The following is a 22,454-nucleotide window of genomic DNA, read 5'->3' as shown; positions in this document are numbered from 1 at the left end:
CCATAGTAAGTTACTATATAAAACAAAATTCCGCCAACATGTTGAAAAAATAGAAAAAGACTGCCCAATAAGCGTGTACTTATCGGGCAGCCTATCATTTACGGTTATCGTACTTCTGCGCCAGCTTCTGCTAATGCCGCTACGATTTTATTATATGCTGCTTCTACTTCTTCTACTGTTAACGTACGCTCTGGGTCAAAGAATGTTAATGAGAATGCGACTGACTTTTTGCCAGCTTCCATCTTATCGCCTTCATATACGTCAAATACGTTTACGTTTTTCAGTAGCTTCGTGCCCGCTTTTTCAATGATCGCTACGATGTCACCTGCTGCTGCGCTACTGTTTAACACAAGCGCCATATCACGCGTCATCGCCGGGAAACGAGGTACTGCTTTGTACGTTAATACGTCCGTTTCAGCTGCTAAAATGGCCGCTAAGTTCATTTCAAGCACGTACGCTTCTTTTAAATCGAGCGCTTTTTGCTCTTGTGGGTGTAAGCCGCCGATGATGCCGACTTGCTCACCATCTAGTAAAATCGCCGCTGTACGACCTGGGTGTAAGCCATCCATTTGTGCTTTCACGTACGTTACGCGAGACGTTAAGCCTAATTTTTCAAATAAACTTTCGACAATACCTTTTAATACGAAGAAGTCTACTTGCTTCTTCTCGCCTTGCCAAGCGTTGTCTACCCATCTACCTGTAATGACCGCTGCGATATGCTCGACTTCGCGTGGTAGCTCCTCAGCAGTTTGCCCTAGGAACACTGAACCAATTTCGTATAGCGCGACGTTTTCTTGAGAGCGTGCTACGTTGTAAGCCGCCGCTTCGAGTAAATGCGGAATTAAGCTTTGACGTAATGTTGAGCGCTCTTCAGACATCGGCATTAATAAACGAGTCGTTTCCTCTGCTTGCAGTGCGAATTTTTGAGAAAGTGCTGCTGACGTTAATGAGTACGTCACCGCTTGGTAAAGACCGACACCTTCTAAATGGTTGCGTACTGTACGGCGCGCCGCCTGATATGCTGATAGGCGTCCTGGTACGTTTGATGCTGGTAACGTCGTTGGAATTTCATCATAGCCGTAAAGACGTGCGATTTCCTCAACGATATCTTCTTCAATTTTAATGTCTTGACGACGTGTCGGTGCATCAATAATTAACATACCATTTGCCGCTTCTACGTCGAATTTCAGACGGTTTAAAATGTCGAGCATTTCCTCTAATGAAATTTTCATACCGAGGCGACCGTTAATGAAGTCCGGTGATACGACAACGCGCGCTGGTGATTTATCTAGCTCATCGACTAGCACTGTGCCTTCTAACACTTGTCCACCTGCAAGCTGTGTAAGTAATTGTGCTGCGCGCTCTGCTGCTGCTAACACACGGTTTGGGTCTACCCCTTTTTCGAAGCGAGCTGACGAATCTGAACGTAAGCCAACTTCCTTCGACGTTTGACGCACTGATAGCGGATTGAAGTACGCGGACTCTAATACAACCGTTGTCGTCGTTTCTGATACTTCTGATTCTGCTCCGCCCATCACACCAGCGATTGCTTGTGGCGTTTTGCCGTTTGTAATGACTAAGTTGTTCGCCTTTAACGTGCGCTCTTGCCCATCTAACGTCGTCATCGTTTCGCCGTCTTGTGCGTAGCGAACGACGATTTCATTTGAGCCTAATTTATCGAAGTCAAATGCGTGTAGCGGTTGACCGTATTCCATTAATACATAGTTCGTAATGTCGACTACGTTGTTATGTGGACGTACGCCTGCTGCCATTAAGCGCTCTTGTAGCCACATCGGTGATTCTTTTACCGTAATGTTTTCGATTACTTTTGCTGTGTACATCGGGTTTGCATCGATGGCATCAACACGTAAGTTAAGCACATCTGACGCTTTTTTCGCTGAAGCTGTGTATGCCACTTCTGGTAAGCTTACTTCTTCGCTTAAAATCGCTGCAACCTCGTATGCTACACCTAGCATCGATAACGCATCTGAGCGGTTCGGCGTTAAGCCTAGCTCTAGCACCGTGTCGCGGAAGCCTAAGTAAGCAAGTGCGTCGCTGCCGATTTCTGCGTCTTCTGGTAATACGTAAATGCCTTCTGCGTAAGCTTTCGGCACGACACGACCTTCAATGCCAAGCTCCTGTAATGAACAAATCATGCCGTTTGATTCTTGACCGCGCAGCTTTGATTTTTTAATTTTAATGCCGCCTGGTAATTTCGCGCCTGGACGAGCAACGATTACTTTTTGACCTGCATCAACGTTTGGTGCGCCGCATACGATTTGCTGAATGCCGTCTTCACCTACGTTTACTTGACATACGTTTAAACGGTCTGCCTCTGGGTGCTTCTCTTTTGATTCCACGTAGCCAACGACAACGTTTTGAATGCCTGAAGCGCGGTCGATGATGGCATCTACCTCAATACCAGAACGTGTAATGCGCTCTGCTAACTCTTCGTTTGATAACTCTTGTGTATTTACATATTGCTTTAACCAGTTTAATGATACTAACATGCTTGTGCCTCCTACTGTTCTGTGCGGTGGAATTGCTCTAAGAAACGAACATCATTTGTATAGAAATGACGAATATCATCCACCCCGTATTTTAACATTGCGATACGCTCTGCCCCGATACCAAATGCGAAGCCTGATACTTTTTTCGAATCATAGCCAGCCATTTCAAGCACGTTCGGATGCACCATACCAGCACCTAAAATTTCGATCCAGCCTGTTGATTTACATACGTTACAGCCTTTACCGCCGCATTTATGACAAGATACGTCTACTTCTACTGACGGTTCAGTGAATGGGAAGAATGACGGACGTAGGCGAATTTCACGCTCTGCACCGAACATTTTTTTCGCTAACGCATCTAACGTACCTTTTAAGTCGCTCATCGATACGTTTTCTTCAATCACTAACCCTTCAATTTGCATGAACTGGTGAGAGTGTGTTGCGTCATCGTTGTCACGACGGAATACTTTACCAGGGCAAATCATGCGAATGTTTTCGCCTTTTTTCTTCTCCATCATGCGCGCTTGTACAGGGGATGTATGCGTACGTAGTAACGTTTCGTCTGTAATGTAGAACGAATCTTGCATGTCGCGTGCTGGGTGACCTTTTGGTAAGTTCATCGCCTCGAAGTTGTAGTAATCCTTCTCTACTTCAGGACCTTCTGCAATTTCGTAGCCCATACCGATAAATAAATCTTCAATTTCTTCAATCACGCGCGTTAACGGGTGACGGTTACCTACTGTTACTGGGCGACCTGGTAATGATACGTCGATCGATTCTGCTTCAAGCTGTGCTGCAATTGCCGCTTCTTCAAGTAGCGCCTTTTTCGCCTCTAGCTTTTCTGTAATGCTTTCGCGCACTGTGTTCACGAGCGCACCCATTTTCGGACGCTCCTCAGCTGATAGCTTACCCATACCTTTTAATAAATCGGTAATTGGACCTTTTTTCCCTAAATATGCAACGCGCACATCGTTTAGCGCCTTTAAATCTGCTGCTGCGTCGATTTTCGCTAGCACTTCTTGTTCTAATTGCTGTAATTGTGCTTCCATGTAAAAATTGCCTCCTTCAACATCGTTGTCTACAGCTGTAGACGATTCAACAAAAAAACCCCGCCCCTAAAAGAAGGGACGAGGACTATTTCGCGGTACCACCCTAGTTATTGCACAAAGCAATCACTTCATTTACGTAACGGCTCTTCACCGGCATAGCTTTTCTGCCACGCTGCGTAACGGGGTGAATTTCATGTAAGCGTCATCGCAAAAGCTTTCAGTCGCGGCTTTTACTCCCTAGTAGATGCGTGTTTACATTACTCGTCCCGGTCAATGCATTTATTTCATTCAATTAGTTGTCATTATACTGTACAACAAAACGACTTTCAACGAAAATTACGCAAATGCGTACAGTAAAATGCCCGTTGCAACGGCGACATTTAACGATTCTGCTTGCCCTTTAATTGGCACGATGACGTTTTGGTCTGTTTTTGCTAAAGTTTGCGGCGTAATGCCTGAGCCTTCGTTGCCGACAATTAGCGCAAAAGTGCCGTTTGTTTTGACTTCTGTAAATGGCACGGCATGTTCAAGCGCTGTCCCGTACACTGTAATGTTGTCGTCTTGCAGGCGGTCTACCCATTCGTTTAACTCGCCGCGCACGATCGGAATGTGGAAGTGTGAGCCTTGTGCTGAGCGAAGCGTTTTTGCGTTGTACAAATCAGCTGTGCCTTTTCCTAAAATAACGGCATCGATGCCTGCTGCGTCCGCTGTGCGAATCATCGTCCCTAAATTGCCTGGGTCTTGCACCGCATCAACGAGTAAAAACTTTTTCCAACCTGCCATTTCGATTTCGGTATGCTGTGCTTGACGCATATGTGCGAACACGCCTTGCGTTTTTTCCGTTTCAGCAAGTTCCTTTGCGACTGGCTCTGTTACTTCAACCATTTCGATGTCGTCAATGTCCCAAAGCATCGGTAAGTCGACGCCGTCTGTGACGATTAAATGTAAAATGTTTTGTTTATTTTTCAGCGCTTCCTCTACTAAATGGAAGCCTTCGATCATATACTCACCCATTTTGTCGCGCTCTTTGCGTAATTGAGCAAGCTTTTTCCACGCTTTTACTTGCGCGTTTTGTGTTGATTCGATTCGTTTCATGTTGTACCGTCCTTTTTATCGGCTCTTCACGTCGAGGCAGGCTTTCCGCGGGCTCGGCTCAAGCCTCCGCGCCACTCATACTTCGTGGCTTACGGGGTCTTGAGGCACGAGCTTTTCCCGTTGGAGTCCGCCTCTCGTTACGAGCAATATCGTAACTGATGAACCTTTTTATTCATAATCTCCTATTGTACAGCATGGCGCGAATGAATTAAAGAATTTAGTGCATCGGCGCACGCAATCATATGCGCCTCGGTCGTCGTGATGCCTGTTGAAATGCGGCAAAATTGGCGTGCTTCATCAAAGGTTTTGCCCATCGCAATAATTGCTTTCGTGCCAGAAGCGCTCGTAATGTCGCACGCACTGCCAGTTGAAATGGCAATCGATTGCGCGTTACAATGCAGCAACGCAAGCTGACCTTCAATACCGCGCATGCAAAGCCCGATAATGTTTGGAAGCTGTGATGCGCGCTTGCTTTCAATGAGCGTAACGTGCGTTTGCTGCAAGCGCGCAGTAAATGCATCACGCAGCTGCCATTGCTTCGCTACGTCGTATGTATAATGCGTCATCGCTGCACCGAACGCAACAATGCTCGGCACATCAAGCGTGCCACCGCGAAGACCGCGCTCGTGCGTCATGCCCGGAAACAGTGGTACGGTGCGGCGGCGCGGATTGACGTACATCGCTCCTAAGCCGCGTGGACCGCCGATTTTATGCGCTGATACGCTCATTGCATCGACGTCTGCATCGAGTGCAATTTTGCAAAAAGACTGCACGCAATCGACGTGAAGGAGCACATTTTTTTGTTTCGCAAGCTTGCTAACGGCAGCAATCGGTTGAATGGCGCCGATTTCTGAATTGACGTGCTGCACCGAAATGAGCGCTGTGTCGTCCGTAATTGCTTCCTCAATTGCCGCAACATCGATGCAGCCGTCCTGTTGTAGCGGCAAGCGCTCGATCGTAAAGCCGTGCCGCTGTAAATAATTCATCGCTGCATGTACCGACGTATGCTCCGCCTGTGACGTAATAATGTGGCGCTTTTTTTGTGCGAGTGCGAGCGAGCAAATGGCGAGCGCGTTCGCTTCCGTGCCGCTTCCCGTAAACGTAATGCCGTCTGCTACAACGTTTAACTTCGCTGCAAGCTGCTTGCGTACCGCCTCAACATATGCGCTTGCTATGCTTCCTGCGTCGTGTAAGCTTGCGCTGTTGCCATATAACTGTGTAGCTGCATCCGCATACGCCTCGATTGCTGGAGCGAGCATCGGTGTTGTTGCCGCAAAGTCTAAGTAAATCATGAAAATCCTCCTTTTACATTTTGTACTTGTTTAACTATTCATTTTATGTAAATATAAGTGTCAAGACAACTGTAAACTTTTGTATTCATAGGGGGATATTCATGAACCAGCTAAAATTAAAGGAAATGCTTACACGCTTTTTCCACGAAGATATCGGAGACGGCGACTTATCAAGTGAGCTTATTTTCCCAGAGAGCGAGCAAGGTACATATACGCTTTACGCAAAGGAAGACGGCATCTTTTGCGGCGCGCTCATCATTCAACGCGGCTTTTTAACGTACGATCCGTCGCTACAAGTAGAGCTGCTAAAAAAAGACGGCGATACGTTAACGAACGGCGAGCCAATCGCTCACGTACACGGTGCGGTGCGCAGCTTATTAACTGCTGAGCGCGTCGTATTAAACTTAGTACAGCGTTTAAGCGCCATCGCAACGATTACACATCATGCGGTTGAGCAAACGAAAGGCACGAGCACACGCATTTGTGACACGCGTAAAACGATGCCAGGACTTCGCATGCTCGACAAATATGCCGTGCGTGTCGGCGGCGCATTTAACCACCGCAGCGGCTTGTATGATGCCGTTATGCTAAAAGATAACCATATCGCATTCGCAGGCAGCATTACCGACGCTGTACAGCACGTAAAAGAAAGCATCGGGCATACGGTTAAGGTAGAAGTAGAAATCGAATCGAAAGAGCAGCTCATTGAAGCAATTGCCGCAAATGTCGACATCATTATGTTTGATAACTGCACACCAGCGCAAATTAAAGAGTGGCTACCACTTGTACCAGCACATATTACGACCGAAGCTTCAGGTGGCATTACAATCGATACAATTGCCGACTTCGCACAAAGCGGCGTGCAATGGATTTCACTTGGGCAGCTAACGCATTCTGTTCACGCATTCGACATTAGTGCCCGTGTATATTTGAAAGGAGCTGTTACGAAATGATTGGTCAACAACCGACATTTTTACCAGAGGCATACCGAACGCTTTCTGTTGAAGAAATGGAAGCGCGTGTGCGAGAAATTCGCGCGCAGCTCGGTACGAAGCTATTCATTCCAGGTCATCATTATCAAAAAGACGAGGTTATCCAGTTCGCCGATTCAACAGGCGATTCATTGCAACTTGCACAAGTAGCAGCAAGCAATAAAGAAGCAGAACATATCGTCTTTTGCGGCGTACACTTCATGGCCGAAACAGCCGACATGTTAACAACATCTGAGCAAAAAGTATATTTACCAGATATGCGTGCAGGCTGCTCAATGGCAGATATGGCAAACATTTATGAAACAGAGCAGGCGTGGGACATTTTACAACAGCTGTTTGGCGACACAATCATTCCACTGACGTACGTGAACTCAACTGCAGCGATCAAAGCGTTCACAGGCAAACATGGAGGCGCGTGCGTCACGTCATCGAACGCAAAAAAAATGGTCGAGTGGGCTTTTACACAAAAAGAGCGCCTACTATTTTTACCAGACCAACATTTAGGGCGCAACACGGCGTTCGACTTAGGTGTATCGCTTGAGCGCATGGCTGTATGGAATCCACATACGAACGAGCTAGAAGCGAACTGTCCAGTTGAAGATGTAAAGGTCATTTTATGGAAAGGGCATTGCTCCGTACACGAAGGATTTACGGTAAAGCATATCGAAAACTTACGTGCGACACGTCCAACGATGCGCATTATCGTCCATCCAGAATGCAGCCGTGAAGTTGTCGCAGCATCAGACGATAACGGCTCGACGAAATACATTATCGATACGATTAACGCAGCACCAGCAGGCTCAGAGTGGGCAATCGGTACGGAAATGAACTTAGTCAAGCGCATTATAGCCGAGCATCCAGATAAAACGATCATTTCGTTAAATGAAAACATGTGTCCTTGCTTAACGATGAACCGCATCGACTTACCGCATTTACTATGGACGCTTGAGCGCATCGTAAATGGTGAGGAAGGTAACATCATTACAGTGGACGAGGAAACAGCAGTACTAGCACGTTTATCATTACAGCGCATGCTAGACCGCGCATAACAACTAAAGCACATCGGAAACGTTCATTGTTCCGATGTGCTTTTTCTGCTGTTCGACTACGCTTTGTTTCGCGGACGCTTTCCTGGGGGAACGGCTCGAGCCTTGCGAATGCAAGTCTCTCGACACGTTCTTTTCCCCTAGGAGTCGCCGCTTCACACGCTCCGTCATACGATTATGAAACTCATATGCTAAACGACCGGAATTCAGTTGTGCTCCAAACTCTTTTTATTAACGATATTTGTTCATCACGCTCTTTTTTTGCCCCGACAAAATGTAATAGTAGGAAAAAGCAACACAAACTGATTGCGAAAAGTTTACAAAAAAATAAACCGCACACCAGCGTCTCCCAGTGTACGGTTCCTATGTAGCGACGACGCTACCCATCTTGATAACTTTTGTCGCGCCTTATGAAAAGCAACTTCCTACAACACGTAGTACGTTGCCAGTGAAGCACGCTCCCATCTTGGATTGTGCATTCAGGGAAGCATGTAAGTTCCGCGAGTCCCCTTCCCTTACCGCTTCTATATACGATTCACAACATGTGAAAGTCGATTAACCTAAAATGGATACAAGAACTGCTTTTTGTGCGTGTAAACGATTTTCCGCTTGCTCAAAAATGTATGAGTTCGGACCATCAATTACTGAAGCTGTTACTTCTTCTTCACGGTGCGCTGGTAAGCAATGTAAAAACATGTAATCTGGCTTTGCATGTGCTACTAGTGCATCGTTAATTTGGTAGTCTTTGAAGTCGATTAAGCGCTTAGCTGTTTCTTCCTCTTGCCCCATTGATGTCCAAACGTCTGCGTAAACTGCATCTGCATCTTTTACCGCTTCAATTGGATCTTGTGTTAACGTAATTGTGCTACCGTTTGCATCGGCAATTTTTTGTGCGCGTGCCATTACGTCTGCGTCACACTCGTAGCCTACTGGTGTAGCAACTGCTACGTGCATACCAACGTGTGCTGCTGCAATGACTAATGAATGCGCTACGTTGTTACCGTCGCCTACGTACGCAATTTTTAACCCTTTTAACTCGCCTTTATTTTCTGCGATTGTTTCTAAGTCTGCTAACGCTTGACAAGGGTGGAAAATGTCCGTTAAGCCGTTAATTACCGGAATCGATGCGTGCTCTGCAAGCTCCTTCACCATTTCGTGTGAGTTTGCACGAATCATAATGCCGTCTAAGTAACCAGATAACACTTTTCCTGTATCTGAAATTGGCTCGCCGCGGCCGATTTGCATATCACGTGCGTTCATATACATACCGTAGCCACCTAGCTGCTGCATGCCTACTTCGAATGATACACGCGTACGAGTTGAGCTTTTTTCAAAGATCATCCCTAACGTTTTGCCTTCTAGTAAGCGAGGGCATTTGCCTGCTTTTGTTAATGTTTTTAATTGTGTTGCAAGTGTAACTAAGTCTTTTACTTCTTCTGATGTATAGTCTAAAAGCGTCAGTAAGTCTTTGCCCTTTAAGCTAGCTACTGGCTTTAATTGCACTTCCTCTAAAAGTTTCATATGAACGCTCCTTGCATTGCTTAATGTTAACTTTATTATACATATGTATTTTTATAAAATCAAGTGAATAATTATGTTTATTTTCACTTCATTGAAAAGAAAGAAAATTACGGTGTAAAACAGAAAAAATCCGCTCATAATGTATTTTCATGCGAATGACGCTTCATTTCCGTATATTTATGTGTTCAATATGCAAAACGTAATTTGCAGCCCGACTTACATAATGCGCATAAAAAAACATCCACACGTATCGCATGGATGTCCTTTCATAACGCTTAGCCGAAAATAATTTCGTTTACTGCGTCTTGATCTAATTTTTTAATCACTTCTACAATAAGCTTCACCGCATTTTCGAAATCGTCACGATGTAAAATGCCTGCATGAGAGTGAATGTAACGAGTTGCCACACCGATTGCTAACGATGGCACGCCGTTTGCTGTAATGTGAATGGAGCCAGCATCTGTCCCGCCACCTGCAATCGCTTCAAATTGATACGGAATGTTATTTTCATCTGCTGTATCAATAACGAAATCACGTAACCCTGTATGTGCAACCATTGATGCATCGAAAATAACGATTTGCGGCCCTGCACCAATTTTTGATGTCGATTCTTTCGGTGTCACACCTGGTGTATCTCCTGCAATGCCGACGTCTACTGCAAAACCGATGTCTGGCTTAATTTTATGCGTCGCTGTTTTGGCGCCGCGTAAGCCAACTTCCTCTTGCACTGTTCCAACACCGTATACAATGTTTGGGTGCTGCTCATCTTTTAATCGACGTAATACTTCGATCGCAATGGCACAGCCGATACGGTTATCCCACGCCTTTGCAAGTAAATGCTTTTCATTTTTCATCACATGGAACTCGAAGTACGGTGTGACCATGTCTCCTGGTAGCACGCCCCAAGACATCGCTTCTTCTTTGCTCGATGCACCGATATCGATAAACATGTCTTTAATGTCCACTGGCTTGTTACGCACTTCTGCAGGTAAAATATGCGGTGGCTTTGAACCGATGACCCCTAAAATTTCCTCGCCTTTACGCGTCGTAATCGTTACGCGCTGTGCAAGCATTACTTGACCCCACCAGCCGCCAACTGTTTGGAACTTTAAAAAGCCGCGGTCATCGATTTGTGTAATCATAAAACCGACTTCATCTAAGTGACCGGCAACCATAATTTTCGGTCCGTTTGCATCGCCTACTTTTTTCGCGATAATGCCACCTAAGTTATCGTATTCCATTTCATCTGCGAACGGCTCGATATGACGCTTCATCACTTCACGTGGTGCGCGCTCATTTCCCGGAATACCGTTTGCGTCTGTTAATTCTTTTAACATGTGTAACGTTTGATCCATTTATTTCGACCTCCTAAATAGTTTTTCCATTACTCATTATAAGACATCATTATGCATTTTAGTAGTATTTACAATGCGAATACTGAAAATGAATTCCACCAAAATTTTTCCAATCTTTTTGAAACCTTCTATTATACATATCCGTAGTATAAACATAGCGTAATGCAAAGGGGGGCTTATGTATGATTGTATTAATGATTCGATTCCTACTACTACTAGTTATCGTTTACGTAATATACGTCACGCTGCGATACTTATTTAATAACGAACGCAAGCTAAAAGCCGCAAAGGAAAAAGGGGCTTTCTTTTTCGAAGATGACGCTAAAAATGTACGCAAAAACTTTTTACTTACGTATAAAGGCGCGCTGTTTGAAGGTGAGAAATATATGGATAATGTAAATGGCACGTTTACTGTTGCATCCATTTTTATACACGCAACGGATGAGTTTCAATTAGATGGCTTTACGAAAGAAAACTTTTTGTGGATTGAGCAACAAGTTCACCTACATTACCCACATGCAACGATCTATTGGAATGACACAATTGAACAGCTATTACGATGCTAAAAAGGTGACGGCAACTAGCCATCACCTTTTTTACATACTTGCTAATTGAACGAGTACAAATACGTGTAGCGCCCCGAGTAACGGTAAGCCGAATGCAAATTTATTGTGCTTCGTTTTATGACGGAATAAATACATACCGAGCACACCACCTAATGCGCCTCCACATAACGCCATAATAATAAGCGTTTTTTCCGATACGCGCCATTCATTGTTTTTCGCGCGCTCCTTATCATATGCCATTAACGCGCAAAGTACGATCGACATAATGATGGTATAAATGAGTATACCGTTGAACATCGAATCACTCCTTTCTTTGTATTGTTAACTATATACAAGGTGATTGAAATTTAAAATGCGAACGAGGCTCGAAACAAGAGGCGAGACTCCTTGGGGAATAGCTCATGACTCAAGACCAACAGACGTAAAGTACGAACGTCGAGGAAGCTTGAGGAAGGTGATAAACGCCACTACACAAGTCATCACCTTCATGACCAACATCGTGTTCCCCGCCGAGCCCCAGCCTCTAGTAAACGCAGAGGAAAAGCGAGCTGCCCTACGCGAAATGCCAGTTGAATGGCTAATCACCCTTCATTGTACACAAAAAAAAGCTGATGGAGTTATCCATCAGCCTTTTATGTGTGCTAATTATTTAACAGCGTTTTTAGCTGCATCTGCTAATTGAGCGAATGCTGCAGCGTCGTTTACTGCTAAGTCAGCTAACATTTTACGGTTAACTTCGATACCAGCAACTTTTAAGCCGTGCATTAAACGAGAGTAAGATAAACCGTTAATACGAGCAGCCGCGTTAATACGAGTGATCCATAATTTACGGAAATCACGTTTCTTTTGACGACGGTCACGGTATGCATAAGAACCTGACTTCATTACTGCTTGGTTCGCTACTTTGTATAAAGTATGTTTTGAACCATAATAACCTTTAGCTAATTTTAAAACCTTTTTGCGACGAGCGCGTGTTACTGTTCCGCCTTTTACGCGTGGCATAGCAATTACCTCCTGCTAATTCTTTTGGAATTATGTTTGTATTTTTTGTTCTGTGTCCGGTCTGAATACCGAGACGAAATTACTTCATGTAAGTTAATAGAGTACGGATACGCTTGAAGTCACCAGAAGTAACAACTTTAGCTTTACGTAAGTGACGCTTAGCTTTAGTAGATTTGTTACCGAATAAGTGGCTACCATAAGCACGGTCAAATTTTAATTTACCAGTACCAGTTTTTTTGAAACGCTTTGCAGCGCCACGGTGAGTTTTCATTTTTGGCATGTCAATTTCCTCCTAAATCAAATGAATATTATTTCTCGTTCTTTGGTGCAAGAACTAAGAACATGCTACGGCCTTCCATCTTCGGTTTTGATTCAACCGTCGATACTTCAGCACAAGCTTCAGCAAAACGATCTAATACACGTTGACCGATGTCTTTATGTGTAATAGCACGACCTTTGAAACGTAAAGATGCTTTCACTTTGTCACCTTTTTCAAGGAACTTGATCGCATTACGTAATTTCGTTTGGAAATCATGCTCATCAATAGAAGGGCTCAGACGAACTTCCTTCACACTAATAACCTTTTGATTTTTACGAATTTCACGGTCTTTCTTTTGCTGCTCAAATTTAAATTTACCATAGTCCATGATACGAGCGACTGGTGGCTTGGCTTGAGGGGCCACAAGGACAAGATCCAAGTTTGCACGAGCAGCAATTTCTAGCGCTTCATTACGTGTTTTAACCCCTAATTGTTCACCAAGATGATCGATTAAACGTAATTCACGTGCGCGGATGCCTTCGTTTACATACATGTCTTTGCTAATAGTAATCCACCTCCAAGTAGTAGTCGCGAATACCGATGTGTGAGTATATGTTACCCGATGTTGAACGGATCATCTACAGCGTCCGCATTTCCATAAAAAAAGGGCGGACATTTGTGATGTCCGCCCGCTATATGTCTATACGCAATCTTTTGCGTAATCAATTCAACGTGTCAACCTGTCAACAACATTTACTGTGTCAGACGCAGGTGAGAAGCGGGCAGCCTCTACTTTTCACAAACTTGTATTCTTTAACCTTCACTATCCTACCACGTTAAAGTTGCGTCGTCAACTATATTACCGATTTTTTCAACGGAATTTTCATAACGATTGCTTTTGCGGAAGCTGTCGGTTGATAGAAGCAAAATAATGCATAGGCGCAAAAATCACTTACATCACTTTTTAATGCTTTAATTTAAGCTATATTTCTTTTGCATGTACGTTTTTTTTGCGCGCTAGGTACTTAGCCGCTTCTTTTGTTCAGAGCTTAATGAATAAGTTATTTTTTAATTTATACTATAGTACAGCTACATCAAACCGAAAGACCTACCTCATGTAACAAAGTATTACATAGCACTTACATAATCACGCGAAAAGACTTAATAATTCCTTTACTAGTTTGTTATATAAAAGAAGTAAAATAAAGGTATTACATACTATATACAAGGTGATTGAAATTTACAATGTGAACGAGGCTCGAAACAAGAGGCGGACTCCAGCGGGAATAGCGAAAATTCTTTTTGCCTCGAGTAATCGCAGAGGCATGAGCGTGACACGAAAAGCTCACGCCACGCTCGCGGAAAGCCTGCCTCGATGTGAAGAGCCGACGAACAAAACGCTAAAATTCATTCACCGTCTATATATTATTAAAAAAGGAGCAAATTAAATGTCAATTAAAAAGAAATTACGACGCTCGTTTCAATTATTAATCGCCTTAACAGTTATTACTTGTGTCGTCAGCTTTATCCTATTAAAAGTCGTCGATATTATTTACAGCGAGACGGCGAAAAATGGCTTGCCCCAAATTGAATATACGAAAGATTTAGAGCGTTACATTATCGAAGAAAAATCAACAGTCGAAAGTTACTTACTCGGCAATTCATCTGCTAAAAATACTTTTATTGAATTAGAGGCAACAATTGAAGCACTCGTTACAGAGCTCGATGCGATGTTTTATCGCGAAAGCTCTAAAGAAGCGCTTGCCGAATTACATGAAAAAATTAATACATATGAAAGCATGCTCGAAAATGTCATTGCTGTATATGAAAAAGACGGACAGCAGCCTGCTACAGCATTGCTCGTTGCAGAGGAGAAAAATTTAATCGCTGCTATTGATGAAGAATCGGTTGCGTTTACGACACAAATTAAAAACGCGTTTACGCAAGCGACATCTACTGCCGCTTCAATTGCAATTGGCTCAGCCATTCTTTCCTTTTTCATTATTGCCATTTCAGCTTACATTGGCTACCGCATTATGCGCCGTACGAACTTAGAAATGATTGAACCTATTCGTCAGCTAGATGACGCGCTTGCTAGCATCGCAAACGGTCAATTAAACAATGAATCACTGCACTTTACGACAAAAGATGAAATCGAAACACTCGGTCAATCATACAACGCAATGAAGGATCATTTACACGCGCTCGTGCATACGTTAGCTGAAACATCGAACACGCTACAACATTCGACACATACGTTATTTATATCCACATCTTCGGCGACAACTTCTGTACAAAACGTAGCAGCTGATACAGAAGCCGTCTCGATGAAAGCACAGCAAATCGCCGTCGCAACGTCTGAAAGTGCAACAGCGATGGAAGAAACTTCACAAGCGGTTCAACGTATTGCAAACGCAACGCATGATGTGTTTGATGCAGCAAGTGCAGCGACGTTAATTGCAGCCTCGGGCGTTAATAACATTATGAGCGCCGAACAAAATGTTCACGGTGTACTTGAAACGACAAAGCTAACGAGCGAACTTATTCATAAGCTCATCACACAATCTGCACAAATTGAAGAAATGTCACAAATTATTACGAGCATTACTGATCAAACGAACTTACTTGCACTAAATGCCTCGATTGAAGCCGCTCGTGCTGGTGAAAACGGTAAAGGATTTGCCGTCGTAGCCGAAGAAGTACGCAAGCTTGCTGAGCAATCGAAAGTAGCAGCAACACAAATCGTGTCATTAACAGCCGACATTCGACGCGACACATCCAACGTTGAAGATGCGGTAAAAGATAGCTTGCATACCGTCGAGCAAAGCGTTGCAAAACTACATGACGCAGGAGAAGCGTTCCAAAGCGTCAACGATTCCATTTCATCGATTCACGAACAAATGGAAGAAATTTCAGCCGTGTCTGAGCAACTCTCTGCTTCTACTGAAGAAGTAACAGCTGCCATTAACGAAATTTCAGAAAACATCGTGCAGTCGTCTACGCAGTTAACGAACACATCACATGCGGCGCAATCGCAAGCAGATGAGCTACAGCGCATTCACACAACGACTGAAGCGATTCAACAAAACGCAACGAGCTTACAAGCGCAAATTAAACAATTTAACGTATAACAAAAAAGTGCTTCAGAAAACGAATATGTTTTCCGAAGCACTTTTTTATTATTTCGTAATTTCTGCTTTAATGTTTGCTAAGAAATCTTCAAACGGTACTGTTTCAGAGTCTTTTGAGCCGTAACGACGAATGTTGACAGCGCCCTCTTCCACTTCTTTATCTCCTAACACTAACATGTACGGAATTTTTTTCATTTGAGATTCGCGGATTTTGTAGCCTAATTTTTCTTCACGATCATCCATTTCCACACGTACGCCCGTAGCTTGAAGCTTCTCTTGTACTTCGCGCGCATAGTCATAATGCACTGAATTTGATACTGGAATAATCGTCGCTTGTACTGGTGCTAACCACGTTGGGAATGCGCCTTTGTACTCCTCGATTAAGAACGCTACGAAACGCTCCATCGTCGATACAACACCGCGGTGAATTACGACTGGACGTTGTGGCTGTCCATCTTCCCCAACGTATGTTAAATCAAAGCGCTGTGGTAATAAGAAGTCAAGTTGAGCTGTCGATAACGTTTCCTCTTTACCGATTGCTGTTTTTACTTGTACGTCTAATTTTGGACCGTAGAACGCCGCTTCGTCCTCTGCGATGTAGTAGTCATATCCTAGCTCATCCATCGCCTCTTTTAACATCGCCTGTGCTGTTTCCCACATTTGGTCGTCATCGAAGTATTTCTCTTTGTTGTTCGGGTCACGGTATGAAAGACGGAACGAGAAGTCTGTTAAATCGAAGTCTTTGTATACTTCTAAAATTAACTCCACTACTTTTTTGAACTCCGCTTTAATTTGGTCAGGACGTACGAAAATGTGTGCATCGTTTAACGTCATGCCACGTACACGCTGTAACCCTGATACCGCACCTGACATTTCGTAGCGGTGCATCGTGCCAAGCTCGGCAATGCGAATTGGTAAGTGACGGTATGAGTAGTAACCGTTTTTAAATACCATCATATGATGCGGACAGTTCATCGGACGTAAAATTAACGTTTCATTGTCCATCTCCATTGGCGGGAAAATGCTATCTTGATAGTGATCCCAGTGACCTGATGTTTCGTATAATTTTTTCGAACCTAACACTGGTGTGTATACGTGCTTGTAACCAAGTGATAGCTCTTTATCAACGATGTAACGCTCGATCGTACGGCGAATTGTCGCGCCATTTGGTAACCAAAGTGGTAACCCTTGCCCTACAGTTTGGCTTGACATGAATAAGTCTAGCTCTTTACCAATTTTGCGGTGGTCGCGCTCTTTTGCCTCTTCAAGCATTTGTAAGTGATGCTTTAATTCTTCTTTTGTGAAGAATGCTGTACCGTAAATACGTTGTAGCATTTTGTTATCCGAGTTTCCGCGCCAGTAAGCACCTGCAAGCGATAATAGCTTAAACTCTTTTAATTTGTTCGTTGACGGTACGTGCACGCCGCGGCAAAGGTCAAAGAAGTCGCCTTGATAGTAAATCGATACGTCTTCACCTGCTGGAATCGCATCAAGTAATTCTAATTTGTACTCGTCGCCTACTTCAGTGTAAATCGCATGTGCTTCGTCGCGTGATACAACTTTGCGCTCGATTTCGATGTTTTCAGCAATAATTTTTTTCATTTCTTTTTCGATTGCTGGTAAGTCTTCTGCTGTAATCGGCGTCGGTGAATCGATGTCATAGTAAAAACCAGAATCGATAACTGGACCGATACCTAATTTTGCATCTGGGAATAAACGCTTCACCGCTTGAGCTGTTAAGTGAGCTGTTGAGTGACGTAAAATTTCAAGTGCTTCTGGTGATTTGTTTGTAATAATTTCGATGGCGCCGTCTTCTTCGATCGCTGTTTTTGCGTCGATCAGTACGCCGTTTACTTTACCTGCTAATGTTGATTTTTTTAAGCCTGGGCTAATTGAACCCGCTACGTCTAACGTTGATGTGCCTTTAGGAAATTCCTTTACCGCGCCATCTGGGAATGTTAATTGAATGTTTGACATGAGAATCGCTCCTTTAATTAAAATGATTTGCTGCTGTGTACGACGATATAATGCGATGCTCGCTACATTTGGCTTGCTTTCCTGGGGCTCGCCCACACATACATATTTCTAGCAAATGAACATAAAAAAAGCACCGTCTCCTATAAAGGGACGATGCGTATGCTCGTGGTGCCACCCTTCTTCCTTCCAAAGTCAATGCTTTGAACGAAGCTCGGACAGTTAACGCACTGTTAAACGTCGATGGATTGTCCCCACCGATGCTCCAAGGTAGTAAAATATATGGCGTCTTTAGGAAGCTTGCAGCCGGTGACTTCCCTCTCTTATAAAGCGTTTCACATATTTGTTGTCCTCTTCAACGCAAGTAGTTGTATTCATTACTTTAAAAGTATACGCGCGTTTTTCTGAAAATGCAACTGCGAAAATGATCAACTCGATTCGATGACTTTTTCTTTATTTTAAAAGACGCCATTGACCGTAGCCGAAAACTGCGCCCGCACACTTATGACTGAAATGACGAGTGTGCAGACGCCATTAATCAACGGAGGTTATTACCAACCATTTCAATTGGCTCTGTAATTGCTTTGATTCGTTCCATAATACGTGCTGCCTTTAACTTTTCTTGGTCTCCTTTATTGGAGTACGCTAGATGGTCTTCTAAATCATCGTAATTTGAATTTGATGTAATAAATGTTGGTAATTGTTCACTCATACGATAATGTAAAATCGTCGCTAAAATTTCATCTCGTGTCCAAGCAGTAATTGTTTCAGCGCCTAAATCATCTAACATTAATACAGGTGCTTTTTTCACGAAATCTAATTTTTGTTGAAGTGTATTATCACCAATTGCGGCTTTTAATTCCCGAATAAACTCGGGAACGAATACGAGAACACACTGAACTCCTAAATATGCCAATTCATTAGCAATAACACCTAGTACAAACGATTTACCAACACCAAAATTACCGTAAATATACAATCCTTTTGTTGGTATTTGTCCTGATTGTGTCGCTTTTAAAAAGGCACCTACTTTTTTCAAAATTTCTCTTCTATCTGGTCTTAAAGTTAAATCCTTTAATCTACCGCGTAATACATCTTTTGGCATATGCATACTAGCAATTCGATTCGATATATCGCGTCGATCATCTTCTAATTTACGTTGTTTACACGCTCGATAGCGAATATCAATTGTACCGCGCACAATAAATAGCTCTGGAATCATACCGTTCATCATATTCGTGCAGCTCGCGGAATTTTCTGCCCCGCAGCACGTAGCACTTTGATTTAAAAACTCCTGTAGCTTCGGAATACTGCGATTGACAGATTCTTTCGTTAGCTCAGAACGATTCGCTAATAAAAAGGAGCGAATGCGTGGCTCCTCTAAAATTTCGCGCTTTAATTGTTCGTAACGTTCCTGAAAGCTTACTGGCATCGCACGCTTCATCGCTTCATTAATTGGTTCCATTAATTATTCACCTCTTCATCAGCTAACCCTAAGCTTTCCAACAATTTTCGTCGTTCCTCTTCTAGCTCTGCCTCTTGTTCTTTAGTTAACTGTTCTTCTGTCTTTTCATGTCGAGTTTCAAACCAATCAGGCAACTTTTCAACGCGACCTGTCCCTTGCTTTTGCTTATACGAACGCGGCGAAGAAGATTTTTTCTCCTCCTGATCTTTCCATTGACGATAATCATCGTGCCCTTTACGAGCTAAATCCATCGCCTCTTGTGCGGTTCTAATATTTTCACGTTGCCAATGCCCTGCAATCGTTTCGATATACTTTCTCGGCATTCGTTTATTTTTCGTAATCATGACATAATCGATCAATACATTTACTACTTCCATTTCCAATCCGTACTGCAAAATGAGTGAGTCAACAATTTCAATATCAGACGGTGGTGGCTCGCGGTCGCCCGATAGCTCACGAAGCACATCGATTGGTGACGTTTGCGCCCAATAACGCAGCTTTCTCTCTTGCAACGTTAGCTCTCGCTTTTCCGGTACTGGCTCTGGCTTTGTGAGTTGAATATGCTTCTCTAGCTTCGGCATTTCTTTTGATTTCATCATTTTATAATACGAACGCGCCTCTTGTATTAAGCGCTGCGACGGCAATTCATTATGCTCATCCAATGCGGCGATTACTACTTTTTGCATATCAAGAGGTGATAGCCGATATAAAAAGGCAAGCTTTGCAATTAATTCTTTCGCCGTCATCGTCAGCGCTGTTGATGGTACAAGTTGCTCCGACAAACCTGCACGCAGCAACGTAAAATCAAATATTTCATAATGAAACGGATAATTGTTCGAAGTCTCCACTTTCGGCACGGTCATTAAATCTTGCGGCATGTTTAACTGCACTGGCACAAATACATCGACGAACGAGCGCGTCACTTCGCGGTAATCATCGTCGCGCTTTTTATGAATGAAACGTGCACGTAATTTTCGATATGCTTGCTCGCCAATTTTACTAAATAAAAACATCGATAGTAGCGGGTCGCTAAAAAATGTTTCGGCATCAAGCGGTCGCACAAGCTCATATGAAAAGTGCTGCCCGTTTTCCGTTTTTTTCGAAAACGTACGCAATAAGCCAATTGCCTCCAATGTAACGCGCGATTCAAAAATATGGCGCAGTGGCTGCCCGAGCATATTCATTAAATAATAGTGCACTTGTAGCCCTGATTCGTACTCTGCCTCTGTCCAAAGCGTGAAATACATCGTCACTGCATCCGCCCCAATAATTGGCTGATACAATAACGTCATAAGTTGCCGTTCATACGTTGATAAATTATGAGGGAGACGAATTTCATACGTATCCGTGGCGTGAAGTTCATGTAAAATATGCATTCGTCTCAATCCTCTCTACTGCTTATGTTGCTGCTTTAAACGAAGCTCTTTTAGCTCCGTAATAAACACATTAATATCTTGATATTGGCGATATACCGAGGCAAAGCGCACATATGCGACTTCATCCATCATCGATAAACGCTCCATCGTCATTTCACCGACCGTCTCAGACTGCACTTCCGCTTGTCCAAGTCGTCGTAAATCATTTTCAATTAAATGCACAACACTTTCTAGCTCCTCTAAGCTAATCGGTCGCTTTTCACAGGCGCGAATTAAGCCGCGCAAAATTTTTTCACGCGTAAACTCTTCACGTGAGCCATCCTTTTTCACGACGATTAGCGGTGTTTCTTCAATTCGTTCAAATGTTGTAAAACGAAACGCGCATGCTTCACATTCACGACGACGACGAATTTCTTTATGATCATCCACCGGTCGTGAGTCTACTACACGCGTCCCATTATGTTGACATGCGGGACATCTCATATTCGTTTTCTCCTGCTCTTATTACAGATTTATATTTATTATTGCTTACTTTTTTATACGAGCCTTCATTTACAAGGCGAAACCATTTCATCATTACATGTATTATACCAAATATTCATCGGACATACGTATTTTTTCATCGCATCTATATGACAAAACAACTGAAAAAATGCTTTAGGAACTTATTATTCTACCATAAATTTGACGCGCTGAAAATATTGTGTACAAAAGCAAAAAAACTCCCCATGCCTACGCATGAGGAGCTTTGTTATTACGCTTGTACTGCTGCTAATTCGTTTACTACTTTACGCGTTAAGTCTACTACACGTGCAGAGTAGCCCCACTCGTTATCGTACCAAGCGATTACTTTAATTTTACGGTTACCTAATACCATCGTTGTTAAACCGTCTACTGTTGAAGAGTACTTCGTCGTGTTGAAGTCAGAAGATACTAATGGCTCCATCGTGAAGTTTAAAATGCCGTTCATTTTACCAGCTGCTGCTTTTTTGAACGCTTCGTTTACTTCTTCAGCTGTTACGTCACGCTCAACGTCCACTACTAAGTCAACTAATGATACGTTCGGTGTTGGTACGCGTAATGCCATACCGTGAATTTTGCCATCTAATTCTGGTAACACTAGGCGTAATGCTTTTGCTGCACCAGTAGATGTTGGGATAATTGATTGTGCACAAGCGCGCGCACGACGTAAATCTTTATGTGGGTTATCTAAGTTCTTTTGGTCATTTGTATAAGCATGTACAGTTGTCATTAAACCGTTTACGATGCCAAATTCGTCATTTAATACTTTCGCAACTGGTGCTAAGCAGTTTGTTGTACAAGAAGCGTTTGAAATAACGTCATGTTTTGATAAGTCTAACTTCTCGTCGTTTACACCTAATACAACTGTAATATCTTCGTTTTTACCAGGAGCTGTTAAAATTACTTTTTTCGCGCCTGCTTCGATATGTTTTGCTGCACCGCTGCGCTCGTTGAATTTACCTGTTGCTTCAATTACTACGTCAACGTTTAACTCTTTCCAAGGTAATAATAATGGATCGCGCTCGCTTACGATTTTTACTTCTTTACCGTTTACGATTAATGCGTTCTCAGCAGTTTCTACTGTACCTTCGTATACACCATGAGTTGTGTCATATTTAATTAAATGTGCTAGTGTTTCAACTGGGTAGCTTGCGTTAATTGCAACTACGTTTAAGTCATCTTGTAACATTGCTTGACGGAACACCATGCGTCCGATACGTCCAAAACCATTGATTGCGATAGAAACTGTCATTATATTTTTCCTCCTGCATTTGCCTTGTTTATATACAAATTATTATC

19 protein-coding genes and 2 other annotated features are annotated in these 22,454 nt (G+C 43.2%); of the genes, 4 read left to right on the top strand and 15 right to left on the bottom strand.

Features of this window, described 5'->3' with window-relative positions; genetic code table 11:
• Positions 1–104: 104 nt before the first annotated feature.
• The 4 genes from pheT to A6K76_RS03020 all read right to left on the bottom strand — a co-directional run bounded on the left by pheT (position 105) and on the right by A6K76_RS03020 (position 5,946).
• Positions 105–2,510: a phenylalanine--tRNA ligase subunit beta gene (pheT, locus tag A6K76_RS03035; protein WP_066461953.1), complete on the bottom strand. Its 2,406-nt coding sequence runs from the start codon at positions 2,508–2,510 to the stop codon at positions 105–107.
• Positions 2,511–2,521: 11 nt separating this feature from the next.
• Positions 2,522–3,559, bottom strand: coding sequence for a phenylalanine--tRNA ligase subunit alpha (gene pheS / locus A6K76_RS03030; RefSeq protein WP_066461952.1), 1,038 nt, complete (start codon positions 3,557–3,559; stop codon positions 2,522–2,524).
• A 71-nt stretch (positions 3,560–3,630) separates the two neighbouring features.
• Positions 3,631–3,842, bottom strand: a binding site (T-box leader).
• Positions 3,843–3,895: 53 nt separating this feature from the next.
• Positions 3,896–4,654, bottom strand: coding sequence for a TrmH family RNA methyltransferase (locus A6K76_RS03025; RefSeq protein ID WP_066461951.1), 759 nt, complete (start codon positions 4,652–4,654; stop codon positions 3,896–3,898).
• A 182-nt stretch (positions 4,655–4,836) separates the two neighbouring features.
• The gene (locus A6K76_RS03020) at positions 4,837–5,946 is read right to left on the bottom strand and encodes a cysteine desulfurase family protein (RefSeq protein ID WP_066461950.1); all 1,110 of its coding nucleotides are present in this window, start codon (positions 5,944–5,946) and stop codon (positions 4,837–4,839) included.
• 101 nt (positions 5,947–6,047) lie between these two features.
• Here A6K76_RS03020 and nadC point away from each other — a divergent pair, with 101 nt between their 5' ends.
• Together nadC and nadA are read left to right on the top strand one after the other, a co-directional pair.
• Entirely contained in the window at positions 6,048–6,899 is an 852-nt protein-coding gene (nadC, locus tag A6K76_RS03015; protein ID WP_066461948.1) for a carboxylating nicotinate-nucleotide diphosphorylase, read from the top strand.
• Positions 6,896–7,987 carry a quinolinate synthase NadA gene (gene nadA / locus A6K76_RS03010; protein ID WP_066461946.1) on the top strand — a complete coding sequence of 364 codons (1,092 nt, stop codon included), beginning with the start codon at positions 6,896–6,898 and terminating at the stop codon, positions 7,985–7,987. Before nadC ends, nadA begins: the two co-directional genes overlap by 4 nt.
• A gap of 552 nt (positions 7,988–8,539) precedes the next feature.
• Here the strand turns inward: nadA and argF are convergent.
• Together argF and A6K76_RS03000 are read right to left on the bottom strand one after the other, a co-directional pair.
• Positions 8,540–9,505, bottom strand: coding sequence for an ornithine carbamoyltransferase (argF, locus tag A6K76_RS03005; protein WP_066461943.1), 966 nt, complete (start codon positions 9,503–9,505; stop codon positions 8,540–8,542).
• 275 nt (positions 9,506–9,780) lie between these two features.
• Positions 9,781–10,860, bottom strand: coding sequence for a M42 family metallopeptidase (locus tag A6K76_RS03000; protein WP_066461941.1), 1,080 nt, complete (start codon positions 10,858–10,860; stop codon positions 9,781–9,783).
• Between the two features lie 182 nt (positions 10,861–11,042).
• Here A6K76_RS03000 and A6K76_RS02995 point away from each other — a divergent pair, with 182 nt between their 5' ends.
• A complete protein-coding gene (locus A6K76_RS02995; protein WP_066461940.1) occupies positions 11,043–11,426 on the top strand; it encodes a sigma-w pathway protein ysdB in 384 nt (127 codons plus the stop codon).
• Between the two features lie 30 nt (positions 11,427–11,456).
• Here A6K76_RS02995 and A6K76_RS02990 read toward each other — a convergent pair whose 3' ends face one another.
• From A6K76_RS02990 to infC, 4 genes are all read right to left on the bottom strand, one after another.
• A complete protein-coding gene (locus A6K76_RS02990) occupies positions 11,457–11,723 on the bottom strand; it encodes a DUF1294 domain-containing protein (RefSeq protein ID WP_066461939.1) in 267 nt (88 codons plus the stop codon).
• 348 nt (positions 11,724–12,071) lie between these two features.
• A complete protein-coding gene (gene rplT, locus A6K76_RS02985) occupies positions 12,072–12,428 on the bottom strand; it encodes a 50S ribosomal protein L20 (protein WP_066461938.1) in 357 nt (118 codons plus the stop codon).
• A gap of 79 nt (positions 12,429–12,507) precedes the next feature.
• On the bottom strand, positions 12,508–12,708 hold the full coding sequence (gene rpmI, locus A6K76_RS02980) for a 50S ribosomal protein L35 (RefSeq protein ID WP_066461937.1): 201 nt from the start codon (positions 12,706–12,708) through the stop codon (positions 12,508–12,510).
• Positions 12,709–12,736: 28 nt separating this feature from the next.
• On the bottom strand, positions 12,737–13,240 hold the full coding sequence (gene infC / locus A6K76_RS02975) for a translation initiation factor IF-3 (protein WP_066461936.1): 504 nt from the start codon (positions 13,238–13,240) through the stop codon (positions 12,737–12,739).
• A gap of 101 nt (positions 13,241–13,341) precedes the next feature.
• Positions 13,342–13,488 (bottom strand) — a sequence feature (ribosomal protein L20 leader region).
• A 647-nt stretch (positions 13,489–14,135) separates the two neighbouring features.
• Here infC and A6K76_RS02970 point away from each other — a divergent pair.
• Complete coding sequence (locus A6K76_RS02970) at positions 14,136–15,818, top strand: methyl-accepting chemotaxis protein (protein ID WP_066461935.1); 1,683 nt, start codon at positions 14,136–14,138, stop codon at positions 15,816–15,818.
• Between the two features lie 48 nt (positions 15,819–15,866).
• Here the strand turns inward: A6K76_RS02970 and thrS are convergent, their stop codons facing one another.
• The 5 genes from thrS to A6K76_RS02945 all read right to left on the bottom strand — a co-directional run bounded on the left by thrS (position 15,867) and on the right by A6K76_RS02945 (position 22,407).
• Entirely contained in the window at positions 15,867–17,795 is a 1,929-nt protein-coding gene (gene thrS, locus A6K76_RS02965) for a threonine--tRNA ligase (protein ID WP_066462075.1), read from the bottom strand.
• 535 nt (positions 17,796–18,330) lie between these two features.
• On the bottom strand, positions 18,331–19,257 hold the full coding sequence (dnaI, locus tag A6K76_RS02960; protein ID WP_066461934.1) for a primosomal protein DnaI: 927 nt from the start codon (positions 19,255–19,257) through the stop codon (positions 18,331–18,333).
• On the bottom strand, positions 19,257–20,633 hold the full coding sequence (locus A6K76_RS02955; protein WP_066461933.1) for a replication initiation and membrane attachment family protein: 1,377 nt from the start codon (positions 20,631–20,633) through the stop codon (positions 19,257–19,259). Before A6K76_RS02955 ends, dnaI begins: the two co-directional genes overlap by 1 nt.
• Before the next feature lie 15 nt (positions 20,634–20,648).
• Positions 20,649–21,116: a transcriptional regulator NrdR gene (nrdR, locus tag A6K76_RS02950; RefSeq protein WP_066461932.1), complete on the bottom strand. Its 468-nt coding sequence runs from the start codon at positions 21,114–21,116 to the stop codon at positions 20,649–20,651.
• A 271-nt stretch (positions 21,117–21,387) separates the two neighbouring features.
• A complete protein-coding gene (locus A6K76_RS02945; RefSeq protein WP_066461931.1) occupies positions 21,388–22,407 on the bottom strand; it encodes a glyceraldehyde-3-phosphate dehydrogenase in 1,020 nt (339 codons plus the stop codon).
• Positions 22,408–22,454 lie beyond the last annotated feature (47 nt).

Source organism: Caryophanon latum, assembly GCF_001700325.1.
Taxonomy (GTDB): Bacteria; Bacillota; Bacilli; order Bacillales_A; family Planococcaceae; genus Caryophanon; species Caryophanon latum.
This window is presented reverse-complemented; position numbering and strand designations above follow the sequence as displayed.